The sequence below is a fragment of the Rhodanobacter sp. BL-MT-08 genome (assembly GCF_054161255.1).
On record NZ_CP167872.1, the window covers coordinates 436,389 to 454,628 of the forward strand.

At 65.8% G+C, this 18,240-nt stretch carries 17 protein-coding genes; 5 read left to right on the forward strand and 12 right to left on the reverse strand.

The genetic code is table 11. From position 1 onward, the window contains the following. Nucleotides 1–108: 108 nt before the first annotated feature. Nucleotides 109–549 (reverse strand): D-aminoacyl-tRNA deacylase, encoded by a 441-nt coding sequence (gene dtd / locus ACDK93_RS01760; RefSeq protein ID WP_458070871.1) that lies wholly within the window; start codon nucleotides 547–549, stop codon nucleotides 109–111. Nucleotides 550–666: 117 nt separating this feature from the next. On the opposite strand from dtd, the gene ACDK93_RS01765 reads away from it, so the two are divergent. Beyond that, the gene (locus tag ACDK93_RS01765) at nucleotides 667–1,560 is read left to right on the forward strand and encodes an LpxL/LpxP family acyltransferase (RefSeq protein WP_458070872.1); all 894 of its coding nucleotides are present in this window, start codon (nucleotides 667–669) and stop codon (nucleotides 1,558–1,560) included. A gap of 46 nt (nucleotides 1,561–1,606) precedes the next feature. Here ACDK93_RS01765 and ACDK93_RS01770 read toward each other — a convergent pair whose 3' ends face one another. The 4 genes from ACDK93_RS01770 to ACDK93_RS01785 all read right to left on the reverse strand — a co-directional run bounded on the left by ACDK93_RS01770 (nucleotide 1,607) and on the right by ACDK93_RS01785 (nucleotide 5,807). Beyond that, entirely contained in the window at nucleotides 1,607–1,942 is a 336-nt protein-coding gene (locus ACDK93_RS01770; RefSeq protein ID WP_458070873.1) for a hypothetical protein, read from the reverse strand. 12 nt (nucleotides 1,943–1,954) lie between these two features. Further along, complete coding sequence (locus tag ACDK93_RS01775; RefSeq protein ID WP_458070874.1) at nucleotides 1,955–3,844, reverse strand: ArnT family glycosyltransferase; 1,890 nt, start codon at nucleotides 3,842–3,844, stop codon at nucleotides 1,955–1,957. An 83-nt stretch (nucleotides 3,845–3,927) separates the two neighbouring features. After that, nucleotides 3,928–4,992, reverse strand: a complete 1,065-nt coding sequence (locus ACDK93_RS01780) for a CDP-glycerol glycerophosphotransferase family protein (RefSeq protein ID WP_458070876.1) — start codon at nucleotides 4,990–4,992, stop codon at nucleotides 3,928–3,930. Then, nucleotides 4,992–5,807, reverse strand: a complete 816-nt coding sequence (locus tag ACDK93_RS01785; protein ID WP_458070877.1) for a glycosyltransferase family 2 protein — start codon at nucleotides 5,805–5,807, stop codon at nucleotides 4,992–4,994. Before ACDK93_RS01785 ends, ACDK93_RS01780 begins: the two co-directional genes overlap by 1 nt. A gap of 275 nt (nucleotides 5,808–6,082) precedes the next feature. On the opposite strand from ACDK93_RS01785, the gene ACDK93_RS01790 reads away from it, so the two are divergent. Then, nucleotides 6,083–7,015, forward strand: coding sequence for a glycosyltransferase family 2 protein (locus ACDK93_RS01790; RefSeq protein ID WP_458070878.1), 933 nt, complete (start codon nucleotides 6,083–6,085; stop codon nucleotides 7,013–7,015). A 17-nt stretch (nucleotides 7,016–7,032) separates the two neighbouring features. Here ACDK93_RS01790 and ACDK93_RS01795 read toward each other — a convergent pair whose 3' ends face one another. Beyond that, a complete protein-coding gene (locus ACDK93_RS01795; RefSeq protein ID WP_458070879.1) occupies nucleotides 7,033–8,106 on the reverse strand; it encodes a glycosyltransferase in 1,074 nt (357 codons plus the stop codon). Then, nucleotides 8,099–9,619: an O-antigen ligase family protein gene (locus tag ACDK93_RS01800; RefSeq protein WP_458070880.1), complete on the reverse strand. Its 1,521-nt coding sequence runs from the start codon at nucleotides 9,617–9,619 to the stop codon at nucleotides 8,099–8,101. Before ACDK93_RS01800 ends, ACDK93_RS01795 begins: the two co-directional genes overlap by 8 nt. A 121-nt stretch (nucleotides 9,620–9,740) precedes the next feature. On the opposite strand from ACDK93_RS01800, the gene ACDK93_RS01805 reads away from it, so the two are divergent. Beyond that, nucleotides 9,741–10,862, forward strand: coding sequence for a glycosyltransferase family 4 protein (locus ACDK93_RS01805; protein WP_458070881.1), 1,122 nt, complete (start codon nucleotides 9,741–9,743; stop codon nucleotides 10,860–10,862). A 3-nt stretch (nucleotides 10,863–10,865) separates the two neighbouring features. Here ACDK93_RS01805 and ACDK93_RS01810 read toward each other — a convergent pair whose 3' ends face one another. The 5 genes from ACDK93_RS01810 to def are packed head-to-tail and all read right to left on the reverse strand — an operon-like array spanning nucleotide 10,866 to nucleotide 15,552. Continuing rightward, complete coding sequence (locus ACDK93_RS01810; protein ID WP_458070882.1) at nucleotides 10,866–12,575, reverse strand: ArnT family glycosyltransferase; 1,710 nt, start codon at nucleotides 12,573–12,575, stop codon at nucleotides 10,866–10,868. Then, on the reverse strand, nucleotides 12,572–12,811 hold the full coding sequence (locus ACDK93_RS01815) for a hypothetical protein (RefSeq protein WP_458070883.1): 240 nt from the start codon (nucleotides 12,809–12,811) through the stop codon (nucleotides 12,572–12,574). Before ACDK93_RS01815 ends, ACDK93_RS01810 begins: the two co-directional genes overlap by 4 nt. Continuing rightward, complete coding sequence (rsmB, locus tag ACDK93_RS01820; RefSeq protein WP_458070884.1) at nucleotides 12,792–14,108, reverse strand: 16S rRNA (cytosine(967)-C(5))-methyltransferase RsmB; 1,317 nt, start codon at nucleotides 14,106–14,108, stop codon at nucleotides 12,792–12,794. The genes ACDK93_RS01815 and rsmB overlap by 20 nt, the downstream gene beginning before the upstream one ends. Then, complete coding sequence (gene fmt, locus ACDK93_RS01825; protein WP_458070885.1) at nucleotides 14,105–15,046, reverse strand: methionyl-tRNA formyltransferase; 942 nt, start codon at nucleotides 15,044–15,046, stop codon at nucleotides 14,105–14,107. The genes rsmB and fmt overlap by 4 nt, the downstream gene beginning before the upstream one ends. After that, nucleotides 15,043–15,552 carry a peptide deformylase gene (gene def, locus ACDK93_RS01830; RefSeq protein WP_458070886.1) on the reverse strand — a complete coding sequence of 170 codons (510 nt, stop codon included), beginning with the start codon at nucleotides 15,550–15,552 and terminating at the stop codon, nucleotides 15,043–15,045. The genes fmt and def overlap by 4 nt, the downstream gene beginning before the upstream one ends. A 190-nt stretch (nucleotides 15,553–15,742) precedes the next feature. Here def and ACDK93_RS01835 point away from each other — a divergent pair, with 190 nt between their 5' ends. After that, nucleotides 15,743–16,873: a LysM peptidoglycan-binding domain-containing protein gene (locus tag ACDK93_RS01835; RefSeq protein WP_458070887.1), complete on the forward strand. Its 1,131-nt coding sequence runs from the start codon at nucleotides 15,743–15,745 to the stop codon at nucleotides 16,871–16,873. Nucleotides 16,874–16,961: 88 nt separating this feature from the next. Further along, entirely contained in the window at nucleotides 16,962–18,122 is a 1,161-nt protein-coding gene (gene dprA, locus ACDK93_RS01840) for a DNA-processing protein DprA (RefSeq protein WP_458070888.1), read from the forward strand. Nucleotides 18,123–18,240 lie beyond the last annotated feature (118 nt).

Here is an 18,240-nt window from a genome sequence, read left to right on the forward strand (position 1 = left end):
CAGGTTTCAAGTGAAAAAAATTAGTACGAACAAGGATTTGGCTACGCAAAAATCGGGCCAGATCAGCGCTTGGAGCCTAATGAGAAACGCGCCTTCGTTCCGCTGCGTTTAGTTAGTCTCGAGCCAGAACGTGACCGGTCCATCGTTGACCATCTGAACCATCATATGGGCACCGAAGCGGCCGGTTTCCACCCCTGGATGCGCAACTCTGGCCAGTTCCACCAAGCGGTCGAACCAGCGCCGGCCGTGTTCGGGCGGCGCTGCGCTGGTGAAGCTGGGACGCATGCCGGCGCGGGTGTCCGCCGCCAGGGTGAACTGACTGACCAGCAGCAGGCCACCGCCGGTGTCCTTCAGCGAGCGATTCATCCGGCCACTGTCGTCGGCGAACACACGATAACCGAGCAGTCGCTCCAGCATTCGCCGGGTCTGGATTTCGCCATCGTCCGGCTGCACGGCGACCAGGGCAAGAAGGCCCGCGTCGATGCGACCGACAAGCTCATCGCCCACATCGACGCGGGCGGATTGGACGCGCTGGATCAGGGCAATCATGAGGGCCGTTTGTCGAATGGTTTTTCGAGCTTAAAGCCGCCCGGCGATCAACGGAAGCGCGAGCATGCCGCCTTCTTTTGCGAAGTCAGGCGGGGCGTGGTCCCGTAAACTGTGCCGATGCGTGCCGACATGATCCTCGTTTATTTCCTCCTGCGCCTGATCGGCCAGTTGCCCCTGCGCGTACTGCACCGCATCGGCAGCGGGCTGGGCCTGCTGGTATTGAAGCGCAACAACCGCACCGTGCAGAACACCGCAGTGAATCTGCGCATCGTGCGGCCGGAGCTTGATGAGGCCGCGCAGGCGAACCTGCTGCGCGAGTTGATGATCGAGAGCGGCAAGTCGGTGGTCGAACTGGCGAAAATCTGGGGCGGCGGTGCGGAGCGCGCGCTCGCTCTGATTCGCGAGGTGCGCGGCGAGGCGCTGCTCGATGCGGCGCTGGCCACCGGCAAGGGCGTCATCATCGCCGCGCCGCATCTGGGTTGCTGGGAGCTGCTCAATTACTGGCTGTGCCGCAAGACGCCGATGGCCATTCTGTATCGCCCGCCGCGCATCGCCGCCGTGGAAGGCCTGCTGCGCAAGGTGCGCGGCGCGCTGGCGCCCGAGCAGGTGCGGGCCGACGGTGCCGGCGTGCGCACCCTGTACAAGCGGCTTGCTGCGGGCCGCACGGTAGGCATCCTGCCGGACCAGAAGCCGCGCGCTGGCGAAGGCGAATTTGCGCCCTTCTTCGGCCGCGATGCGCTGACCATGGTGCTGCTGCCGCGACTGGCGGCACGCACCGGGGCGACGGTGCTGTTCGCCTTCGCCGAAAGGCTTGCCGATGGCGCGGGATATCGCGTGCACCTGCTGCAGGCTCCCGACACCATCATCGACACCGACCTGACCATGGCCTGCGCGGCCCTGAATCAGGGCGTGCAGAACTGCGTCGAGCTCGCCTTTGCGCAGTATCAGTGGCAGTACAAACGCTACTCGGCGGACGATCGTCCCAGCCCGTACGACAGGCAGAACGGTTGACCCGCGCCGCATCGACGCAACCCCGGTGCCGGGTCTGCTGGCGGCCTCAGCTTTCCGGGGGCTTGGGTTTTTCCAGACGACGCAGAAAGACGGTCATCTCTTTCTCGGCCTGCTTGTCGCCGCGCTTGATGGCGGCATCGATGCCGCTGCGCCACGCCTCGGCCGCCGCTTCCGGCTCGCCCGCATCCAGGCTGGCCTTGCCGAGAAGCTTCCACGCCGCCGAGTAGGCCGGATCGAACGACACAGCGCGCTGCAGTTCTTGCACGGCAGCCAGGGTATCGCCATCGGACAGCAGTGCGCTGCCCAGCGAAAAACGCAGCAGCGCGCCGTCGCGCGGACCACCGCACTGCAGGCGCAGCCCCGCGATGCGTTGCTCATTCATCGGCGCGGGTGCTCACGGCTGAGACCGGTAGCGGCCGTCCGGAATCGGGTAAACCCTGGTCGGCTGTGCCGGTTCCGGCGGCGTACGTCCCGAATATAGGTCGGCCAGTGACGCGGCCGGCCAGATCACCATCCACGAAGAGCGAAACGGCTGAACCAGCAGCGCATAGTGCAGCGCGTGAGGGTCGAGCTTTTCGGGGTGATCGACGATCAGGGCGTCCGGATGCGTACGGGCAAAATCCCTGACCGCCTGCTCACCGAACAGCTCGGTGATCGGGTGCAGCAGGCGCCCTTCGAAATGAAACTGGCCGTCGTAGTTGCCGACATAACCGATGGGATGTTGCGCGATGTCGGCCTCACCCAGCAGTCGCGACGACGGCGCCAGATCGTATTTCGGCCATATCGCCAGGGTGAACAGCGTATTGAGCGCCAGCGTCGCGATCAGGCTCGCCACCGCAAGCCGGCGCATTTCGCCGCGGCCGCGCACCAGCAGCAGCGCGCCGAGCAGCAAAAACGCCACGCCGAACGAACGGCTGTACGCCGCCGGACCATCGAACCACTCACCGTGTAGATGGTTGCCCGCCACCAGGTTGGGCAGCGCAAACAGGAACGCCGCAAAAATTATCCCGCCGATGCCGAGCGGCCAGGTGCCCAGCCAGGGGTTGTCGGCCAGCACCGGGCGCCGTTCGCGCAGTATTGCGACCGTCGCAACGATCAGCATGGCGCCCCCGCCAAACTCGGGCAGCGGGTAGTACGCCTGCTTGCCGCTGATCAGCGAAAAGACCAGAAAGCTCGGCAGCAGCCAGCACAGCAGAAAATGCAGGCCAGGCTCCAGCGGCTGACGCAGCAGCACCACCAGCAGCGGCAGCAGCAACAGCACCACGAGCAGATGCTCCAGCTGCGGCGCGTGCCAGCGAAACGCCAGCAAGGAAAGCAGGCCCAGCATGGCAGTCGCCATCAGCCCCAGCCCGATCCGCATGCCGCTGCGCCAAGGTTTTTGAAACAGGGCGATGACCAGCGCGACGCTGGCACGCGGCCACGCGCTGAAAGGAAACATCAGCACCGGCAGATAGATCAGATACCACCACGACGGATGCGCGTGGCTCTGCAGCGGTTCGGCATGCTGCAGTCCTTTCACGACGCGGCCGGCGGTCTGGGTGAAGAACAGCCGCTGCCGATACGCCTCACCGCCGGAGAAACCGGCTGGCAACGCCCACGCCAGCAGCACCGCGCCGCCGAGCACTACGGCAAGCAGGCCGCGGCCGTACCAGCGCGCGCGGTGTTCGCGCGCCCAGGTGTTCCACAGCGGCCCCAGCAACCAGGGAAACAGCACGTGCAGCAACATCACCGGCCCCTTGGTCAGCAGGCCGGCGCCGATGCACAAACCGAACAGCAGCCAGCGCGGCTCGGCGCGATCGATCCTGGGCGTCAGGCACAGCAGCGCGGCCAGCGCCCACGTTGCCAGCAGCACGTCGTACATGATCTGCTGGCCGAACAGAAACGCGTAGCTCAGCGCCAGCAGCATCCACGGCGCGCCACGGGCGATCCATGGACGGCTTGGAAACAGCCGGCGCGCCAGCACCGACACCAGCACCAGCTGCGTGCCGCCGATCAGCACCTCGAGCACGCGCGGCCACACGTCGCTGACGCCGAAAGCAAACCAGCCGGCGTGGATCAGCCAGAACAGCAGCGGCGCCTTCTCGCTGTACGGCTCGCCGTTGATTGCCGGCACCAGCCAGTGGCCGTGGCTCCACATCTCCCAGGCCACGGCGAGTGTGCGGGTGGAGTACAGCGGCATCGGGCCGTGCGAAAAAATCGCCAGCAGCGCCACCAGGGTCCACAGCGGCAGCCACGGCCACAGCGCGCGCAGGGTTTCGGTACGGCTATTGGCGCTCGGGGACACAGGCGTGCTCGTGGGGATTCAGGTGCAGATTCTAGCCTGCGCGAGCCGTGCCCACGTTTGTCGCGCGGTCGGCGCGCAGGGAATCATGCCGGACCCCAGTAACCGATGCGCCGGCGCAGCTTCAGTTTGCGCCACGGATTCCACGGCTTGGGCCGCCGGTTGCGCGCCCCAGCTGCGATGAAGGCGTCGATCGCATCGAGCACGCGTTCGCTGGACCGACCGTCGCGATAGGGGTGGATCGCGTCGGCGAATTCGCGAATCGCCTGCATCAGCGCCGGCGGCCTTGCCAGCGCACGTTCGATCGCCGGTTCGAACTGGGCAGGATCGTCGATGTCGATCAGCTGCGGCCCGGGCCGGCGATTCTTGAACGTCACCACCGGTTTGCCGGTGAGCAGGAATTCGCTCAGCGCCGAGGAGGTATCCGAACACATCATGTCGACCTGCGGAAACAGGTCGAGAATATTGTCGTTCTCGGCAAAGCGCAGATACTCGTTCTGCAGCGCCTTGTAACGCGCGCGCGTCTCGGGATTCATCTTCGGATGAAAGGTGACGATCCAGCGCCAGCGGCCGTCGCGCGAGAGTCGCTTCACTTCCTCATACAGGGTATCGGCGGCGCTCCACGAGGGCGAAAACGTCGAGTGATAAAGAATCACCGGCGGTTCGCGCACCGCGGGCAGCGCGCCGGTGATCTCGCGCATGAACGGGTCGAGCTTGGGCCAGCCGGTTTCGGTCACGGTGAAATGGCCGAGCTTGGCCGCAACATCACCGAACGCCTTGGTATCGCGCGGGCCGGTGGTGCAGTACAGGTCGAAGAAGCCGCGCACGTAGACATGCCGTGGCTTGCCCGCATCGAAGCCGTGGAAGGTTTCCACCTTTACGCCGGGAAAGAAATGCGGCAGGTGGTTGCTGGAGGTGATCACCGCGATCGGATTCCATGCGCGCACCTGTGCCACTGTCAACAGTCGCTCGCCGTCGACCAGGTCCTCGGCGCCGGGCCCATCGAAAAACCAGGCTGCCTCGTGGCCGCGGGCGCGGATGGCCTCCTGCACGGGGCGAAGAATTGCCAGCGCATAGCGCTCCGAGCCGTACAGCAGATAGTGCTTCGGAACTGCTGCAGAAGATGGGATTGAAGGGGTCGTGTTGCTCATCAACGATCGATGCCGTGGCGGGTGAGAAGTGTGGCCGCCCGATCCATCGACTCCGGGTTGTGGCGCATTTCGTAATAGCGCATGCGCTTGTAGATCGCGTAGCTGGCGGCCGTGTGCGCGATCATGAAACCGCGCCAGCCGTCGAGGAAGGCCAGCCGAAAGAAATAGTCCTTGATGAAGGCCAGCGCAAACACGAACGGCGCCTGCCACATGCGCACGGGCTTGCCTTTCTCGAGCCAGTCGCGGCATTTCAGCTCGGCATAGCGCAGTACCTTGAGCTGCTTGTGCGGCAGGGTCGGGTTGTTGATGTGATTGAACGGCGCGCTCAACGTTGGTGCGTCGCCCTCGAAGCGCAGCGATTCATGCACGCGGGCGTCGGTCCAGCGGGCGCGGTCGCGGTGGTACAAACGCGCCAGTTTTTCGCCGACGGCCGGGCGGTACCAGCGCATCGGGCGACCCATGTAGATCGTGCTGCGGCGAAGGTAGACGGCCGGCGTGTCGCCGGCCATCAGCACCGGCAATTGCTGCTGCAGTTCGGCGGCCAGTTCGGGGGTGAGCGTTTCGTCGGCGTCCAGCGCGAGTATCCATGGGTAGCTGCACTGGGTGGTGGCAAAGTTGCGCTGTGCGCCGAAGCCGAGCCAGTCCTGCTGCACCACGCGGGCGCCATGAGCCCGACCGATCGCTACCGTGTCGTCGTCGCTGCCGCTGTCGACCACCAGCTTCTCGGCGGCAAACGGCACGCTGTCCAGACAGCGCGCGATGACGTCGGCCTCGTTGTGGGTGATGACGACGAGGGTGAGCGGTAGGGTGGACATGCGGCGGATTCTAGCCGATCGACCTGACCGCAGCCGGCCGGCGCGGATCGTCAGGGCCGGTTCCCGACTCTCCAGTTAGGTATGATGCCGATCCGGCCTTCGTGTCTTTGACGTAACTTTACCCGCGTTGCTGCGCCCGCTTGCCGAAGCCCGGCGGCGATCATGGGAGAATGCCCGCCGATGAACACCTTCGACAGCCGGATCACCCTCTGCGTCCGCTTCGGGCTGCCGCCTTGTCGATTTTTTTCCACCGAGTTGCCGTTGGGAATGTTTGCATGAGCCAGCCAGCGACGCGCTTCGCGGTGGTCGTCACCAGCTACAACTACCGCGACTTCGTGGTTGAAGCCGTGCAGAGCGCGCTGGCGCAGAGCCGAGGGCCGGTGCAAGTCGTCGTGGTCGACGACGGCTCCACCGATGGCTCGGACGTTTTGCTGAACGAACACTTTGGCGCGGATGATCGCGTGGAGCTGATATGCGGCAGCAATGGCGGTCAGCTGGAAGCCTTTCAGCGGGGTGTGGCGAAGATCGACGCCGACGTCGTGTGCTTTCTGGATTCCGACGATCGCTGGGCGCCGGACTATCTCGCGCGCCTGGGCGAGCTCTACGACACCCGCCGCGATGTCGATTTCGTCTTCACCGACATGAAGCATTTCGGCGAGGAGAACAAGGTGGTGGGTTTTCATCACACCGCCGTCGACCTCGGTTACACCGCGGTGATCACCTACGCGCTCACACGCTGGTATGGCGCACCGACGTCGGCCTTGTCGATGCGCGCCGTCTGGGCGAGAAAGGTCGTCGAGGTGCCTGACAGTTTTCGCGAGACCTGGCGCCTTTCGGCGGACAACTGCCTGGTCTTCGGTGCCAGCGTGCTCGGCGCCAGAAAATATTACCTGCCGACCGGATGCGTTGATTACCGCATCCACGGGAAAAACGGCTGGTGGTCCAATCGCAGCGCTACAGTGGCGTATACCAACCGGTTGCGCTCGCGCGGATTGATCGGCTACTACGCACGGGTGGCGGGATTGGACGAGTCGTGTATCGAACTGTCCAAGCTGGAGTACAAAACCAAGCCGGATCCGTTGTGGGCTGAAACCAAGCGCTATGCGGCGCTCGCCATGAGAGGGCGTGCGCCATGGTGGAAGCGCTTCGAACACATGCTGGCGATTCTGTTTGGATCCCGGGCCAACGGCCAGCCCAGGGGCGGCTGAACCGGCTACCCAGTGCCTCACTTACCGGGCGATTTGACGTCCTGCCATCGAACGGCAGCGCGCTCGTCATGCAGCCGGGGCTGCAGCGCATCCTGCAGCAGCTTGCCGAAGCGCTGTTGATTGGTTTCGAACCAGAGGCGGGCAGCGCTACCGAGCGCCTTGCATTCTGTTCGATCCATCAGGCGCGCGCGTTCCACCGCGGCTTCGAGCGCCGCTTCGTCAAAATGGTAGCGGGTTGCTGCATTCAACGGCCCGGCAGCGCTGGCCGCCACCAGCATGCCGCGGTCCGGGCGCACCAGTTCGTTCATCGGCGGCGCATCGCAGGTGATTGCCACTGCGCCGCAGCTCATCGCTTCGGCGATGTAATGACCCCAGCCTTCGGCTTCGGACAGGCACAGGTGGAAGAGGTGGCCGTTCTGCAGGCTGCGGATTTCTCCGATGTCGCGCAGGGTGGCCACGCGATGGCGCACGTTGCCGTGGTCCGGTGTGGTGGGCATGCCCGTCGCTGTCTGCGGTGACTGCAGGACCAGCAAGGGCGGCCACTCGGGATGACGGCGCCACACCGCCAGCAGGCGCGCGGTGCCCTTCATCCGGCTGGCGCCGGCCAGATGCAGGAAGTGCGGCTCTCGCGGCGTTTCAGCTATGAGGCAATCCGTACTCCGGAAGCCGATGTAACGGGTCGGAAGGCCGCGCGCCTGGAAGGTCGCAGCAGCGACTCTCGTTTTGGCCAGCACTGCCTCGAAGCGGTGTAGATGCCGTTCATCCCTTTTGGACAGCCATTCCGGATTGGGTATGAAGAAGTTTCGGTATGCGGTGGCGAAGTAAGCCGGCTGCACATGCTCGAGCATGATGTTGACGTCGAATTTCCAGCGCAGGCGATCGCCTTGCCGCAACGACTGCCACAGCAGCTGCAAACGGATCCACACGGCACGCGGCGACCAGCGCCGGCGCTTCGGCCCCACCGAGGTCACGTGCACATCGTGGCCCTGCTGCGCGAGCGTCTCGCGCAGCAGGCGCAGGTCATGGCTGAGACCACGGCCGTTGTCCCAGCCGATCAGGTTGATGCACGTCCGTGGCGTCTGATCAGACAAGCGGCGCGACCTCCGTCGATGATTTACGTCCGCCGAGCCAGACCGCCAAGCCCAGCACCAGGAAAAAGTACAGCGAATGCGGCATGGCGCGATAGAACACGTTGTCCGTCAATCCACACAAGGCATACATGCTGACGGTCGCCGCGCCCACGCACGCGGGAATGATCTCGCCATGCGGAGCATGCAGGGCGTGACGGGTAAAATGAACGAAAGGCACGGCAAAAATCAGCAGGATCACCAACAGGCCAGGCACGCCGCCGGTTGCCGCCGCCTCGAGATACTCGTTGTGCGGGTGTTCGTATTTCGCAATGGCCGCATTGGCATGTGCCTCAGCCACCTGCTGGCGCGCGTACATTCCGAACCGGTCGATTCCCACGCCGGCCCAGGGATGCTCCATAAAGGCGTGGCCCGCCGTGTGCCACATCTCAAGGCGCTCGCGTATAGCGCCGCGCGCATCGGTCTTGGAGTTGTAGCTGGTCATCTCCGAACGCACGTCAGCAAAACGCTTAACAAAGACGGAAGGTGAGCTGGCTGCGGCGGATGGATTGGCCGGCGACACAATGGCGACGCGATTCCCGGCTGACCCGGCCTTTCGCGGCGAGGGGCTGATGTCTCCAGCCTCAGGCGCGCTGACCACTCGCGGTGCCGGACTGACGGGGAAAGCTCGGGCTGTAACCGCCGCAGCGGCCGGAACGCTGACATTGCGGACGCTGTTGGCCGCCAGTGCGCCGCCGCCCAGGATTGCTATCAGGAAGACGCCGGCGCGCAACCAGCGGCCGGTGCGGCGCGCGTAAATCAGCAGCATGAAGAGGAGTACAGGGACGAAGGCCAGCAGCGGTCCCCTGCTCTGGGTCAGCATGGCGCCATACATACCGAAGGCCGCGCCCACGCCGTGCACGATTTTCTCCGGATAACGACTGCTCGCGTAGAAAAGCTGCAGCCATCCGCTGAGCGAGAGCACTAGCAGCACCATGGCAAATTCGATCGCTCCCCAGTCGCCGCCATTCAGACCGAAGGCCCGATCAATCCTCAACACGAAGTGCTGCACCACACAGACCATGCCGAGGAAGACCGCCGTGGCGCTGAAGCCAAGCCAGACCCAGCGCATGCGCAGCGGCAGGCTGAAAACGGCGGCGGTGGCCATGTAAAGCAGGATATGCGAAGGCAGGTCGAACGCGTCCCAGCCCAGCCCATGACCAAGAATGTTGAGCGCCGTGTAGACCACGGCCAGAGCGCATACAGCCGTGATCGGCCACGCCAGGCGGTAGCTGGCGCGCGTGCTCGCGCGGCTGAAAAGCAGAAACAGGCCGGCGATCAGCAACAAGAGCGCCGGCAGGGCTTTGGCATGCAGGGACACCGAGAACGAGAGTGGCATCAGGGCAACCAGTACGGACAAGAAGCCCAGCCACCATGCGTTCGTTCTTGCGTCCACGCCTGCTCCTTTCCGGTTAAGCCATCTCCCTGTGCTGCACGAAGGTTTTGGGTCTTCAGCACTAGCCTTGAGTTCGGGCATGGTACTTTAGGCGGATAGTTCGACGGGCACCACTTTTCGAAGCGATAACAGCCGCGTTCATGTTGTTTGCCCAGTCCATTCTCCAGCGCGGGCGTTTGCCGGGCCCGCAAGGGTCGAGGCCTTGAAAATCCTGTTCACCAATTTCCATGAAGGTGACGGGGGCGGCCACACCACGTATGTGATTACGTTGGCCAAGGCGCTTGCGGCGAGACACGAGGTGCACGTGGCCGCGCCGCCGGCGAGCCGGCTTTACCGTGAGGCCAGCACGGAAACCCGTGTGCGTGCCTGGGCGCAGCCGTTCCCCAACGGGCTCAACAGGCTGGCCGCGCGCCGACGGGCGCGCCGGCAGCTCTTCAAGCGGCTGCAGGAAAACGCGTTCGACCTTGTCCACGTGAACGGTTCCGCTGACCATCGGCTGGTCATGGCGGCCGCGCGGGGCCTGCCGCGGCGCCCGCCAATCGTCCTGACCAAGCACAACTCCAAGGCCATCACTGGCCTGGGACACTGGTGGCGCGCCCGGCGCGGCACCAACATGGTGATTGCGGTGTGCGACTTCACCTTTCGCGCCCTGGCGGCTTCGGCGTATCGACGCTGCCGATTGAAGACGGTGCACAACGGCGTCGACATCGGCCATTTCACACCATGGCCAGACGCCGATGCGTTTGCGCAGCGCCGGCGCTGGCTCGGTGACGTCCCCGCGCTGCTGCTCGGCAGCAGCGCGGGGACGGCAAGCTACAAGGGCTGGATGGATCTGGTCGAGGCGCTGGCGTTGTTGCCGCCAGAGCTGCGTGCGCAAGTGCATCTGCTGATTGCCGGACGTCCGCCGGAGCTTGCCAACCAGCAGCGCATCGCCGCGCTGGGCCTGAGTGACCAGGTGCACTTTCCCGGCTTGCTGGACGACGTGCGGCCGGCTCTGGCAGCGATCGATGCGGGTTTTGTGCTGTCGTGGGATGTCGAGACGATTTCCTTTGCCTGCCGCGAAATGATGGCGATGGGCAAACCGGTGCTGGTCAGCGAGTACGCCGGTCTGCCGGAGAATATCCGCCCCGAGGTGGACGGCTGGCTGGTGCCTCCGCGCGATCACCGGGCCATGGCGGCTCGCTTGCAGCGCCTGCTGGAGCGGCGAACGGACCTGCCGCGAATGGGCGCGGCCGCGCGCGAGCATGCGCAGAGTGACTTTGGGCTGGAACGATTCGTCGCACGCACCGAAGCCGCTTACTTCGATCTGCTCGCCGCTCGTTAAGCCTCAGTCGGCATCGCCGTCGCTGTTTTCGCTGCCGTGCGGCACGCAGCGTGGCCGTACCGCGTCGGCCTTGAACATCCACCATTCGCGGCGATTGGCGTGGCCCACGTAAGTGGCTTTCTTGCGGTCGACGCATTGGCCCATCGCGGTGTCGAGACTGAATATCCAGCGTTGTGATGGGTCGGCGCGCTGCCAGGCGATGGCGTCGGCGTACTGCTCCGGCCAGGGCTTCAGGAATCCGAACTCGGCGACCGGACCCTGCGCCATCAGCAGGTTCTGCTCCTTCCAGGCGAGCAGGCCGATGGTGGCCTGCGGTGCGGCGATGGCGCGCGCGCGCTGCATCACGTCGCTCGCCGAGCGATCGCCGTTGAGCATCGGATAACCCCAAAGCCCGTACACGCTCCACAGCACGGCGACGAAGGCCAGCCAGCCGATCGCGGCGCGACGCACGCGGGTCAGCGCGACGATGACGAGACCGGCCACGCCGATAGTCAGCAGCAGGCGCCAGATGTGTGGATCCAGGCTCTGCTCGATCCGGGTTGCCCATGCCGGGTGCCGCACCAGCGCCAGAGTCGCGGCGATGCTGATACCGGCACTCAGCAGCAGGGTCAGCCCGAAGATCAGCACGCGGACTCCGCGCTGGCGCAGCAGCCCTGGCAGCAGCGGTGCCAGCGCCAGCGCGGTCATCGGCAGCGCGGGCAGGATGTAGACGTCGCGCTTGCCCGGGCTGATCGAGAAAAACAGCACAACCAGTACCGCCCAGCCGAGCGGCAACAGTAACCGCGCGTCGCGGCGCTTCAGCCGTCGCCACCATGCGGGCAAGGCCCAGGGCAGCAGCAGCGACAGCGGCAGCCAGTCGAACACGATAATGCCGAGGAAGAAAAACGGCGAATGCAGGTGTCCGCTCGGCGCCGCGTAGCGATGCACGGTCTGCCCGAAAAGGATGTTGCGCACGTACTCGGCGTGCTGCGGATCGCCGTCGGCATGCGCGGACAGCAGCATCGGCACGAGCCAGCCGAGGATCGGCACAAAAAACAGGGCCAGTCCCCCGGCCCAGCGCCAGCCGCCGGTGGGCCAGGCGAGATGCTGCCAGCGACGGCGACGGGCGAACGCATAGGGAATCAGCATCAGCAGCGCGATCACGCCGACACCCTTGGTCGCCACGCCCACACCCGCGAAAAAGCAGCCAACCGCAAACCAGCGCCAGGAAGGCCCCAGCAGCAGATGACGCAGCAGGCCGTAGTTGGCCAGCGTGACCCAGCCCAGCAGGAGCGGATCGATCTGCGCATCGCGCATCTGGTAAGTGAAGTGAATCGTGACCAGCAGCGTGGTCGCCGCCAGCAGCGCGCTGCGATGATTCCAGAGGCGGCGCGCCAGATCGTAGGTCAGCGCCAGTGCGCCCAGCCCGGCGGCCAGCGACGGCAGCATGAAGGCGACGCGCCAGCTGCCGGTGAGGTAATAACCCAGCGCCTGCAGCCACATGAATACCGGGGGCTTGTCCGGATACAGCTCGGCGCCGCGATGCGGAAACAGCCACTGGCCGTGTTCCACCATCAGCCGTGCCACCAGCGCGAAGCGCGGCTCGTCCGACGGCCAGGGATCGCGCAGGCCGATACCGACGCCGAGCAGCAGCAGGGCGAACACGCCAAACAGCAGCAGTTCGCGGCGGGCACTGTGCAGGCACAGCGGGCGGGCGTGGGACAGGGGCTTCACGGCAGAGGGGCTTCCGTTGGGCGGTCTGGAAACAACGCGAGCATAGCTGGATGTTCGCCGTGGTCGGGTTGCTGGCTAAGCGACAGCGTCATCGCCAGCACGCTCGGCCATGGGGTGTGGCAGATCGTGGTGGCGCGGTGCCGATCATGCGCAAAACGCCCTTCGACTTTGCTTGGCGACGAGACGAACGGCGGCCGTTCGCCGCGCTGCCGGCGGTCAATCGTGGGCAGCGGCAACGGTCTTTTCCACGACGGCGTAATACATGCCGTCCAGATCGCCGTCGCTCGGCAGGATCTGCCAGCCGATCGTCGCGGCTTGCCCTGCCGGCAGCGTGACCGTCAGCGCGTGCGCGTCGGGTTGCTGGGCGAGCAATTCGGCCACGATGGCCTCGTTTTCCGCGCGCAGCACCGAGCAGGTGATGTAGACCAGCCTCCCGCCGGGCGCCAGCAGCGGCCACAGCGCCGAGAGTATCCGGCGCTGTTGTTCGTGCATGGCGGCGATATCGCTTTCGCGCCGATGCAGCCGCACGTCGGGCCGACGGCGCAGCACGCCGGTGGCCGAGCAGGGCGCGTCGATCAGGATGCGATCGAACGGCTGCCGCTTCCACCAGCCCGCCGGAGCGCCCGCGTCGCCGATGACGATTTTTGCATCCAGCCGCAGGCGCATCAGATTCTGGCGGATGCGCTCGCCGCGCTTCGCGTCCACCTCCAGCGCGGTCAGGTCGATGTCCGCGCGTTCGAGCAGGTGGCAGGCCTTGCCGCCGGGCGCGGCGCAGGCGTCGAGCACGCGCATGCCGTCCTTGAGGTCGGCCAGATCGGCGGCGACCTGAGCTGCGCCGTCCTGCACGGCGAACAGCCCATCCTCGAAGCCGGGCATGCGGGTGACGTCGCTGCTGTGCGGCAGCACGAGCGCATCCGCCAGCCACCGGTGCGCGGTGGCGGCATAGCCCGCTGCCTCGAACTGCGCGAGCAGCGCGTCCCGCGCGATGCGCCGGCGATTGACCCGCAGCATCAGCGGCGGCTCGACGTTGTCGGCGGCCATGACGGCTTCGGATTGTTCCGGCCAGTCTCGGGCCAGCGCCTTCGCCAGCCACTCGGGATGGGCGTGACGCGTCTGCGGTTTGGCGTCGAGTCGCGCGATCAGGCTTTCGCGCTCGCGCTGCCAGCGTCGCAGCACGGCGTTGACCAGCCCGGCCAGCTGCGGGCGCTTCAGCGCGCGGGTGGCTTGGACGGTGGCGGCCACGGCGGCGTAATCCTGCAGCTGCAGGATTTCCAACTGCACCAGGCCCAGCACCAGCAGCGCGTGGATGGCCGGATCCTTGTGCCGAAGGGACTTTTCCAGCAGCTGGTCGATCGCCGCATCGAAGCGCAGCCACCAGCGCGCGCCCTCGCTGAGCAGCGCCATCAGCAGCGCGCGGTCGCGCGGATCGCGCAGCTTCGGCGCGTTGCGCTCCATCACTTCGCGCAACGAGGCGCCGCGCATCGCCACTTCGGCCAGCGATCGGGCGGCCAGCGCGCGGGTATCGACCGTCATCGGCTGCCGCGCAGTTCGGGGCGGGCGTTGAGGTAGTCGGCCGCGCTGATGCGCTTGCCGCCGGCGCGCTGCAGCGCGGTGATGCGCAGCACGCCCTCACCGCAGGCCAGGTCGATGCCGTCGCGACTGGCGCCAAGCACGCTGCCCGGCGTAGCGTCGTGCTCGCGATCCAGCGCCAGCGCCGACCAGATCCGCAGCGGCTCGCCCGCCAATTCGGCTTCGGCGACGGGCCAGGGATTGAACGCGCGGACCTTTCGCCCCAGCTCGGCGGCCGGGCGAGTGAGGTCGAGCCGGGCCTCGGCCTTGTCGAGCTTGTGCGCGTAGGTGACGCCGTCTTCCGATTGCGGCGTGGCTACCAGGACTTCCCCGGCCATCGTGCGGTGCAGGCCTTCGGCCAACACGTCGGCACCGAGCAGGGAGAGGCGGTCGTGCAGGCTGCCGCCGGTTTCATCAAGGGCAACCGGCGTGCGCCGCTGCAGCATCACCGGGCCGGTATCGAGCCCGGCTTCCATCCGCATCAGATCGACGCCGCTTTCCTTATCGCCGGCGAGGATCGCGCGCTGGATCGGCGCGGCACCGCGCCAGCGCGGCAGCAGGCTGGCGTGCACGTTCCAGCAGCCGAGGCGCGGCGTTGCCAGCACTTTGCGCGAGAGGATCAGGCCGTAGGCGACCACGATCAGCAGATCCGGCTGATAGTCCAACAGCGTCCTGCGGGTCTCTGGTGGCTTGAATGATTCCGGCTGCTCGACGGCGATGCCCGCCGCCAGCGCCGCCTGCTTTACCGGGCTGGGCGTGAGCTTGCGGCCGCGGCCGGCCGGCCGATCCGGCTGCGTATAGACGGCCACCACGGCGGCGCCGCTGGCGCGGCAGGCTTCGAAGCAGGGAACGGCGAACTCGGGGGTACCGGCAAAGATCAGCCGCAGCGGGCGCTCACTCAAGCGGTCGCCGCCTGCTTGCGCGCCTTTTCCAGCCGTTTGAGCAGCAGGTTGCGCTTCAGCGAGGAGAGATAGTCCACGAACACCTTGCCTTCCAGGTGATCCATCTCGTGCTGAATGCACACAGCCAGCGGGCCTTCGGCCTCGACGATGATCTCTTCACCGGCCGTGTTCTGCGCCTTGACCTTCACCTTGAGCGCGCGGGTCACATCCGCATACAGGCCGGGAAACGACAGGCAGCCCTCCTGATAAACCTGCGAGCCCTCCTTTTCCAGAATCTGCGCGTTGATCAGCGCCAGCGGCTCCTTGCGGTCGTCGCTCATGTCGGCGACCAGCACGCGCTTGTGCACATTGACCTGGGTCGCGGCGAGGCCAACCCCGTTGGAGTCGTACATGGTTTCGAACAGGTCGGCGACAAATTGCTTCAATTCGGCGTCGAACACGGTGACCGGCTCGGCGCGGGTGCGCAGACGCGGATCGGGGAACTCGATGATGGTCAGCAGGGACATGGTTTTCACCTCGGCGCCGAGACATGCGGGCGGCTTGGTCAAAAACCCACCCCGGCGCTATCTAGAATGTTTCTCATTGTACGTCGGCAAACGCCCGGGCGCAGACGATTTTTGCCAATTCGCGCCTGTTGCGTGGGTTAACGGTTCGGTTACACTCGACTGAGCACCTGGGGAAGGGGGATTCCCGCCAATGATCAGAAAAATAACCGTGTTGCTGGCCGGCATGCTGGTCACTGTGGCTGCCTATGCGGCGGGCGCACAGCTGCGGGCCAACCACCCGGACAGCTACACCGTGCGGCGGGGCGACACGCTCTGGGGCATTTCCGCCAAGTTCCTGGCCAAGCCCTGGCTGTGGCCGGAAATCTGGCAGGCGAACCCGCAGGTGCGTAATCCTCATCTTATCTATCCGGGCGACGTGCTCAACCTGTCCTTCATGAACGGCAGCGGTGGGCCGATCCTGCGGCTGGAGCCCAGCGTGCACGCCGAAGGTCAGGCGATTCCGGCGATTCCCCTGTCCCAGCTGCAGACCTTTTTGAAGGACATGGAGGTGGTCGATTCCAACGCCGCCAAAACCGCGCCCTACATCGTGGGCCTGGAAGAAGGTCGGCTGCGCAGCACCCCTGGCCAGAATATCTATGTGCGTGGCCTGCAGGGAGCGCCAGGGCAGCGCTGGGCCATCGTGCGGCCATCACATTTTTTCCGCAGTTTTGACGAGCATGGCTCGGGCAAGGGCGATCTGGTCGCTCACGAGCTCGATGACAACGTGGCGGTGTTCACGACGCCATGGGACGAAAACACCCGCAATGACGGTCACTACGGCAAGGGCGACGACCGCGGCGTTGAGGTCAGCGTGATCGGCACGGCAGAGACGCTGCGCATGGGCGACCCGTCGACACTGCTGCTGTTGAACTCCACCGTCGATGTCCGTGCCGGCGACCGCATCATGCCGCTCGACGACGCACCCTACGATCCGTACTACTATCCGCACCCGCCGCAGTCGGTCGCCAAGGATGCGCGCGTGATCGGCTTTACTGATGCGATGGATGCGGTCGGTCCGCATCAGGTGGTGGTGCTGTCGATCGGCAGGCAGGACGGCGCGGAGAACGGTCAGACCTACTCGATCTATCAGCCGGGTCAGACGATCAGCGATGATGTGGCGAGCAGCAGCTGGCATCGCGACATCGGCAAAAAGGTCACCCTGCCGGCCGAATACGTTGGCCATGTGATGGTGTTTCGCACGTTCGATCGCGTCAGCTACGGCCTGGTAATGGACGGCCTGCGGCCGATCGAGAAAGGCAACGAGCTGCGCATGCCGGATTGACGTCGGTGCGCTGACGGGTTTTTCCTACGCAACGGCGCGGCCATCACCGCGCCGTTTTTGTTTGTGCTCTGTTCGTACACTGCAGGGCATGAATGAGACGGATGAATGTCGCGCATGGATGATCGCACTGCGCACGCCCGGCCTTGGCCCGGGCGGCCTGCGCGAACGGCTGGCGGCCGCCGATGGGAAGATCGGCCGGGCACTTGCGACTCTGCGTCAGCAGCCGGCGCTTGGCGAGCCGGCGCGGGCGTGGCTGCGCCAGCCTGATGAAGCCCGGATCGCCCAGGACATGGCGTGGCTTTCGCAGCCATCGCATCGACTTCTGCGCTGCACGGACGCCGATTTCCCGCCCCAGCTGGAGAACATTCCGCAGCCGCCGGCCGCGCTGTTCGTGATCGGCGACGCAAGCCTGCTGCTGTATCCGCAGGTCGCGATTGTCGGCGCGCGTCGAGCCAGCACCGGCGGGCTTGCGCATGCGCGTGCCTTCGCCATGGCGCTGGGCCATGCGGGGCTCGCCGTCACCAGCGGCATGGCCGACGGCATCGATGGTGCCGCTCACTTGGCCGCGCTGGACAATGGTTTTCCCACGCTGGCGGTGATCGGCACGGGACCCGACCGGGTCTATCCGCGCAAGCATCACGCGTTGGCCAAGCGCATCGCCGAGCACGGCGCGCTGATCAGCGAATTTCCGCCGGGCACCGCGGCGCGTGCCGACCACTTTCCCCGACGCAATCGGCTGATTGCCGGATTGTCGCTGGGCACCCTGGTCATCGAGGCCGGGCTGCAGTCGGGCTCGCTGATTACCGCACGACTGGCCGCCGAGCAGGGCCGCGACGTGTTCGCTCTGCCAGGCTCCATCCACAATCCGCTGGCCCATGGATGCCATCGCCTGATCCGTGACGGCGCACGCCTGGTCGAAACGGCCGCCGAAATTATCGAGACATTGGCGCCCGCAGCGCGCATGCTTGGCGCCGATCTGGCCGAACGACTGGCGCAGGGCGGCGAACGCATCGTTGGTGAGGCGGTCGGAACGGACGACGAGGCATGTTTCAACACGTCGTCCAACGTAGGCAAGCATGACGGATATCGACGCCTCTGGGCCGAACTTGGCCACGAGCCGGCGACGTTGGACGAACTTGTGCAGCGAACCGGCCAGCCGGCGGCTGCCTTGTCGTCCATGCTTCTGATGCTCGAGCTGGAGGCAAAAGTCGAGGCGCTGCCGGGAAACCGCTACCAGCGCCTGGGCTGATCCACCGTCGGCGGCTGAGCCCAGTTACTGCGCCGTTCTCGGTGGCTTCGCACGAGTTCGGGCTTGACAGCCCCGGCTCCGGCGTGTTTTCAACTATATATGTGCGCGGCGCCGCAAG

What these genes read in the sequence shown, in the direction of transcription:
- dtd (WP_458070871.1), bottom strand. Translation starts at nt 549, where the DNA reads ATGATTGCCCTGATCCAGCGCGTCCAATCCGCCCGCGTCGATGTGGGC.
- ACDK93_RS01770 (WP_458070873.1), bottom strand. Translation starts at nt 1,942, where the DNA reads ATGAATGAGCAACGCATCGCGGGGCTGCGCCTGCAGTGCGGTGGTCCG.
- ACDK93_RS01785 (WP_458070877.1), bottom strand. Translation starts at nt 5,807, where the DNA reads ATGTCCACCCTACCGCTCACCCTCGTCGTCATCACCCACAACGAGGCC.
- ACDK93_RS01780 (WP_458070876.1), bottom strand. Translation starts at nt 4,992, where the DNA reads ATGAGCAACACGACCCCTTCAATCCCATCTTCTGCAGCAGTTCCGAAG.
- ACDK93_RS01790 (WP_458070878.1), top strand. Translation starts at nt 6,083, where the DNA reads ATGAGCCAGCCAGCGACGCGCTTCGCGGTGGTCGTCACCAGCTACAAC.
- rsmB (WP_458070884.1), bottom strand. Translation starts at nt 14,108, where the DNA reads ATGACGGTCGATACCCGCGCGCTGGCCGCCCGATCGCTGGCCGAAGTG.
- ACDK93_RS01765 (WP_458070872.1), top strand. Translation starts at nt 667, where the DNA reads ATGCGTGCCGACATGATCCTCGTTTATTTCCTCCTGCGCCTGATCGGC.
- ACDK93_RS01835 (WP_458070887.1), top strand. Translation starts at nt 15,743, where the DNA reads ATGATCAGAAAAATAACCGTGTTGCTGGCCGGCATGCTGGTCACTGTG.
- dprA (WP_458070888.1), top strand. Translation starts at nt 16,962, where the DNA reads ATGAATGAGACGGATGAATGTCGCGCATGGATGATCGCACTGCGCACG.
- ACDK93_RS01800 (WP_458070880.1), bottom strand. Translation starts at nt 9,619, where the DNA reads ATGCCCGAACTCAAGGCTAGTGCTGAAGACCCAAAACCTTCGTGCAGC.
- def (WP_458070886.1), bottom strand. Translation starts at nt 15,552, where the DNA reads ATGTCCCTGCTGACCATCATCGAGTTCCCCGATCCGCGTCTGCGCACC.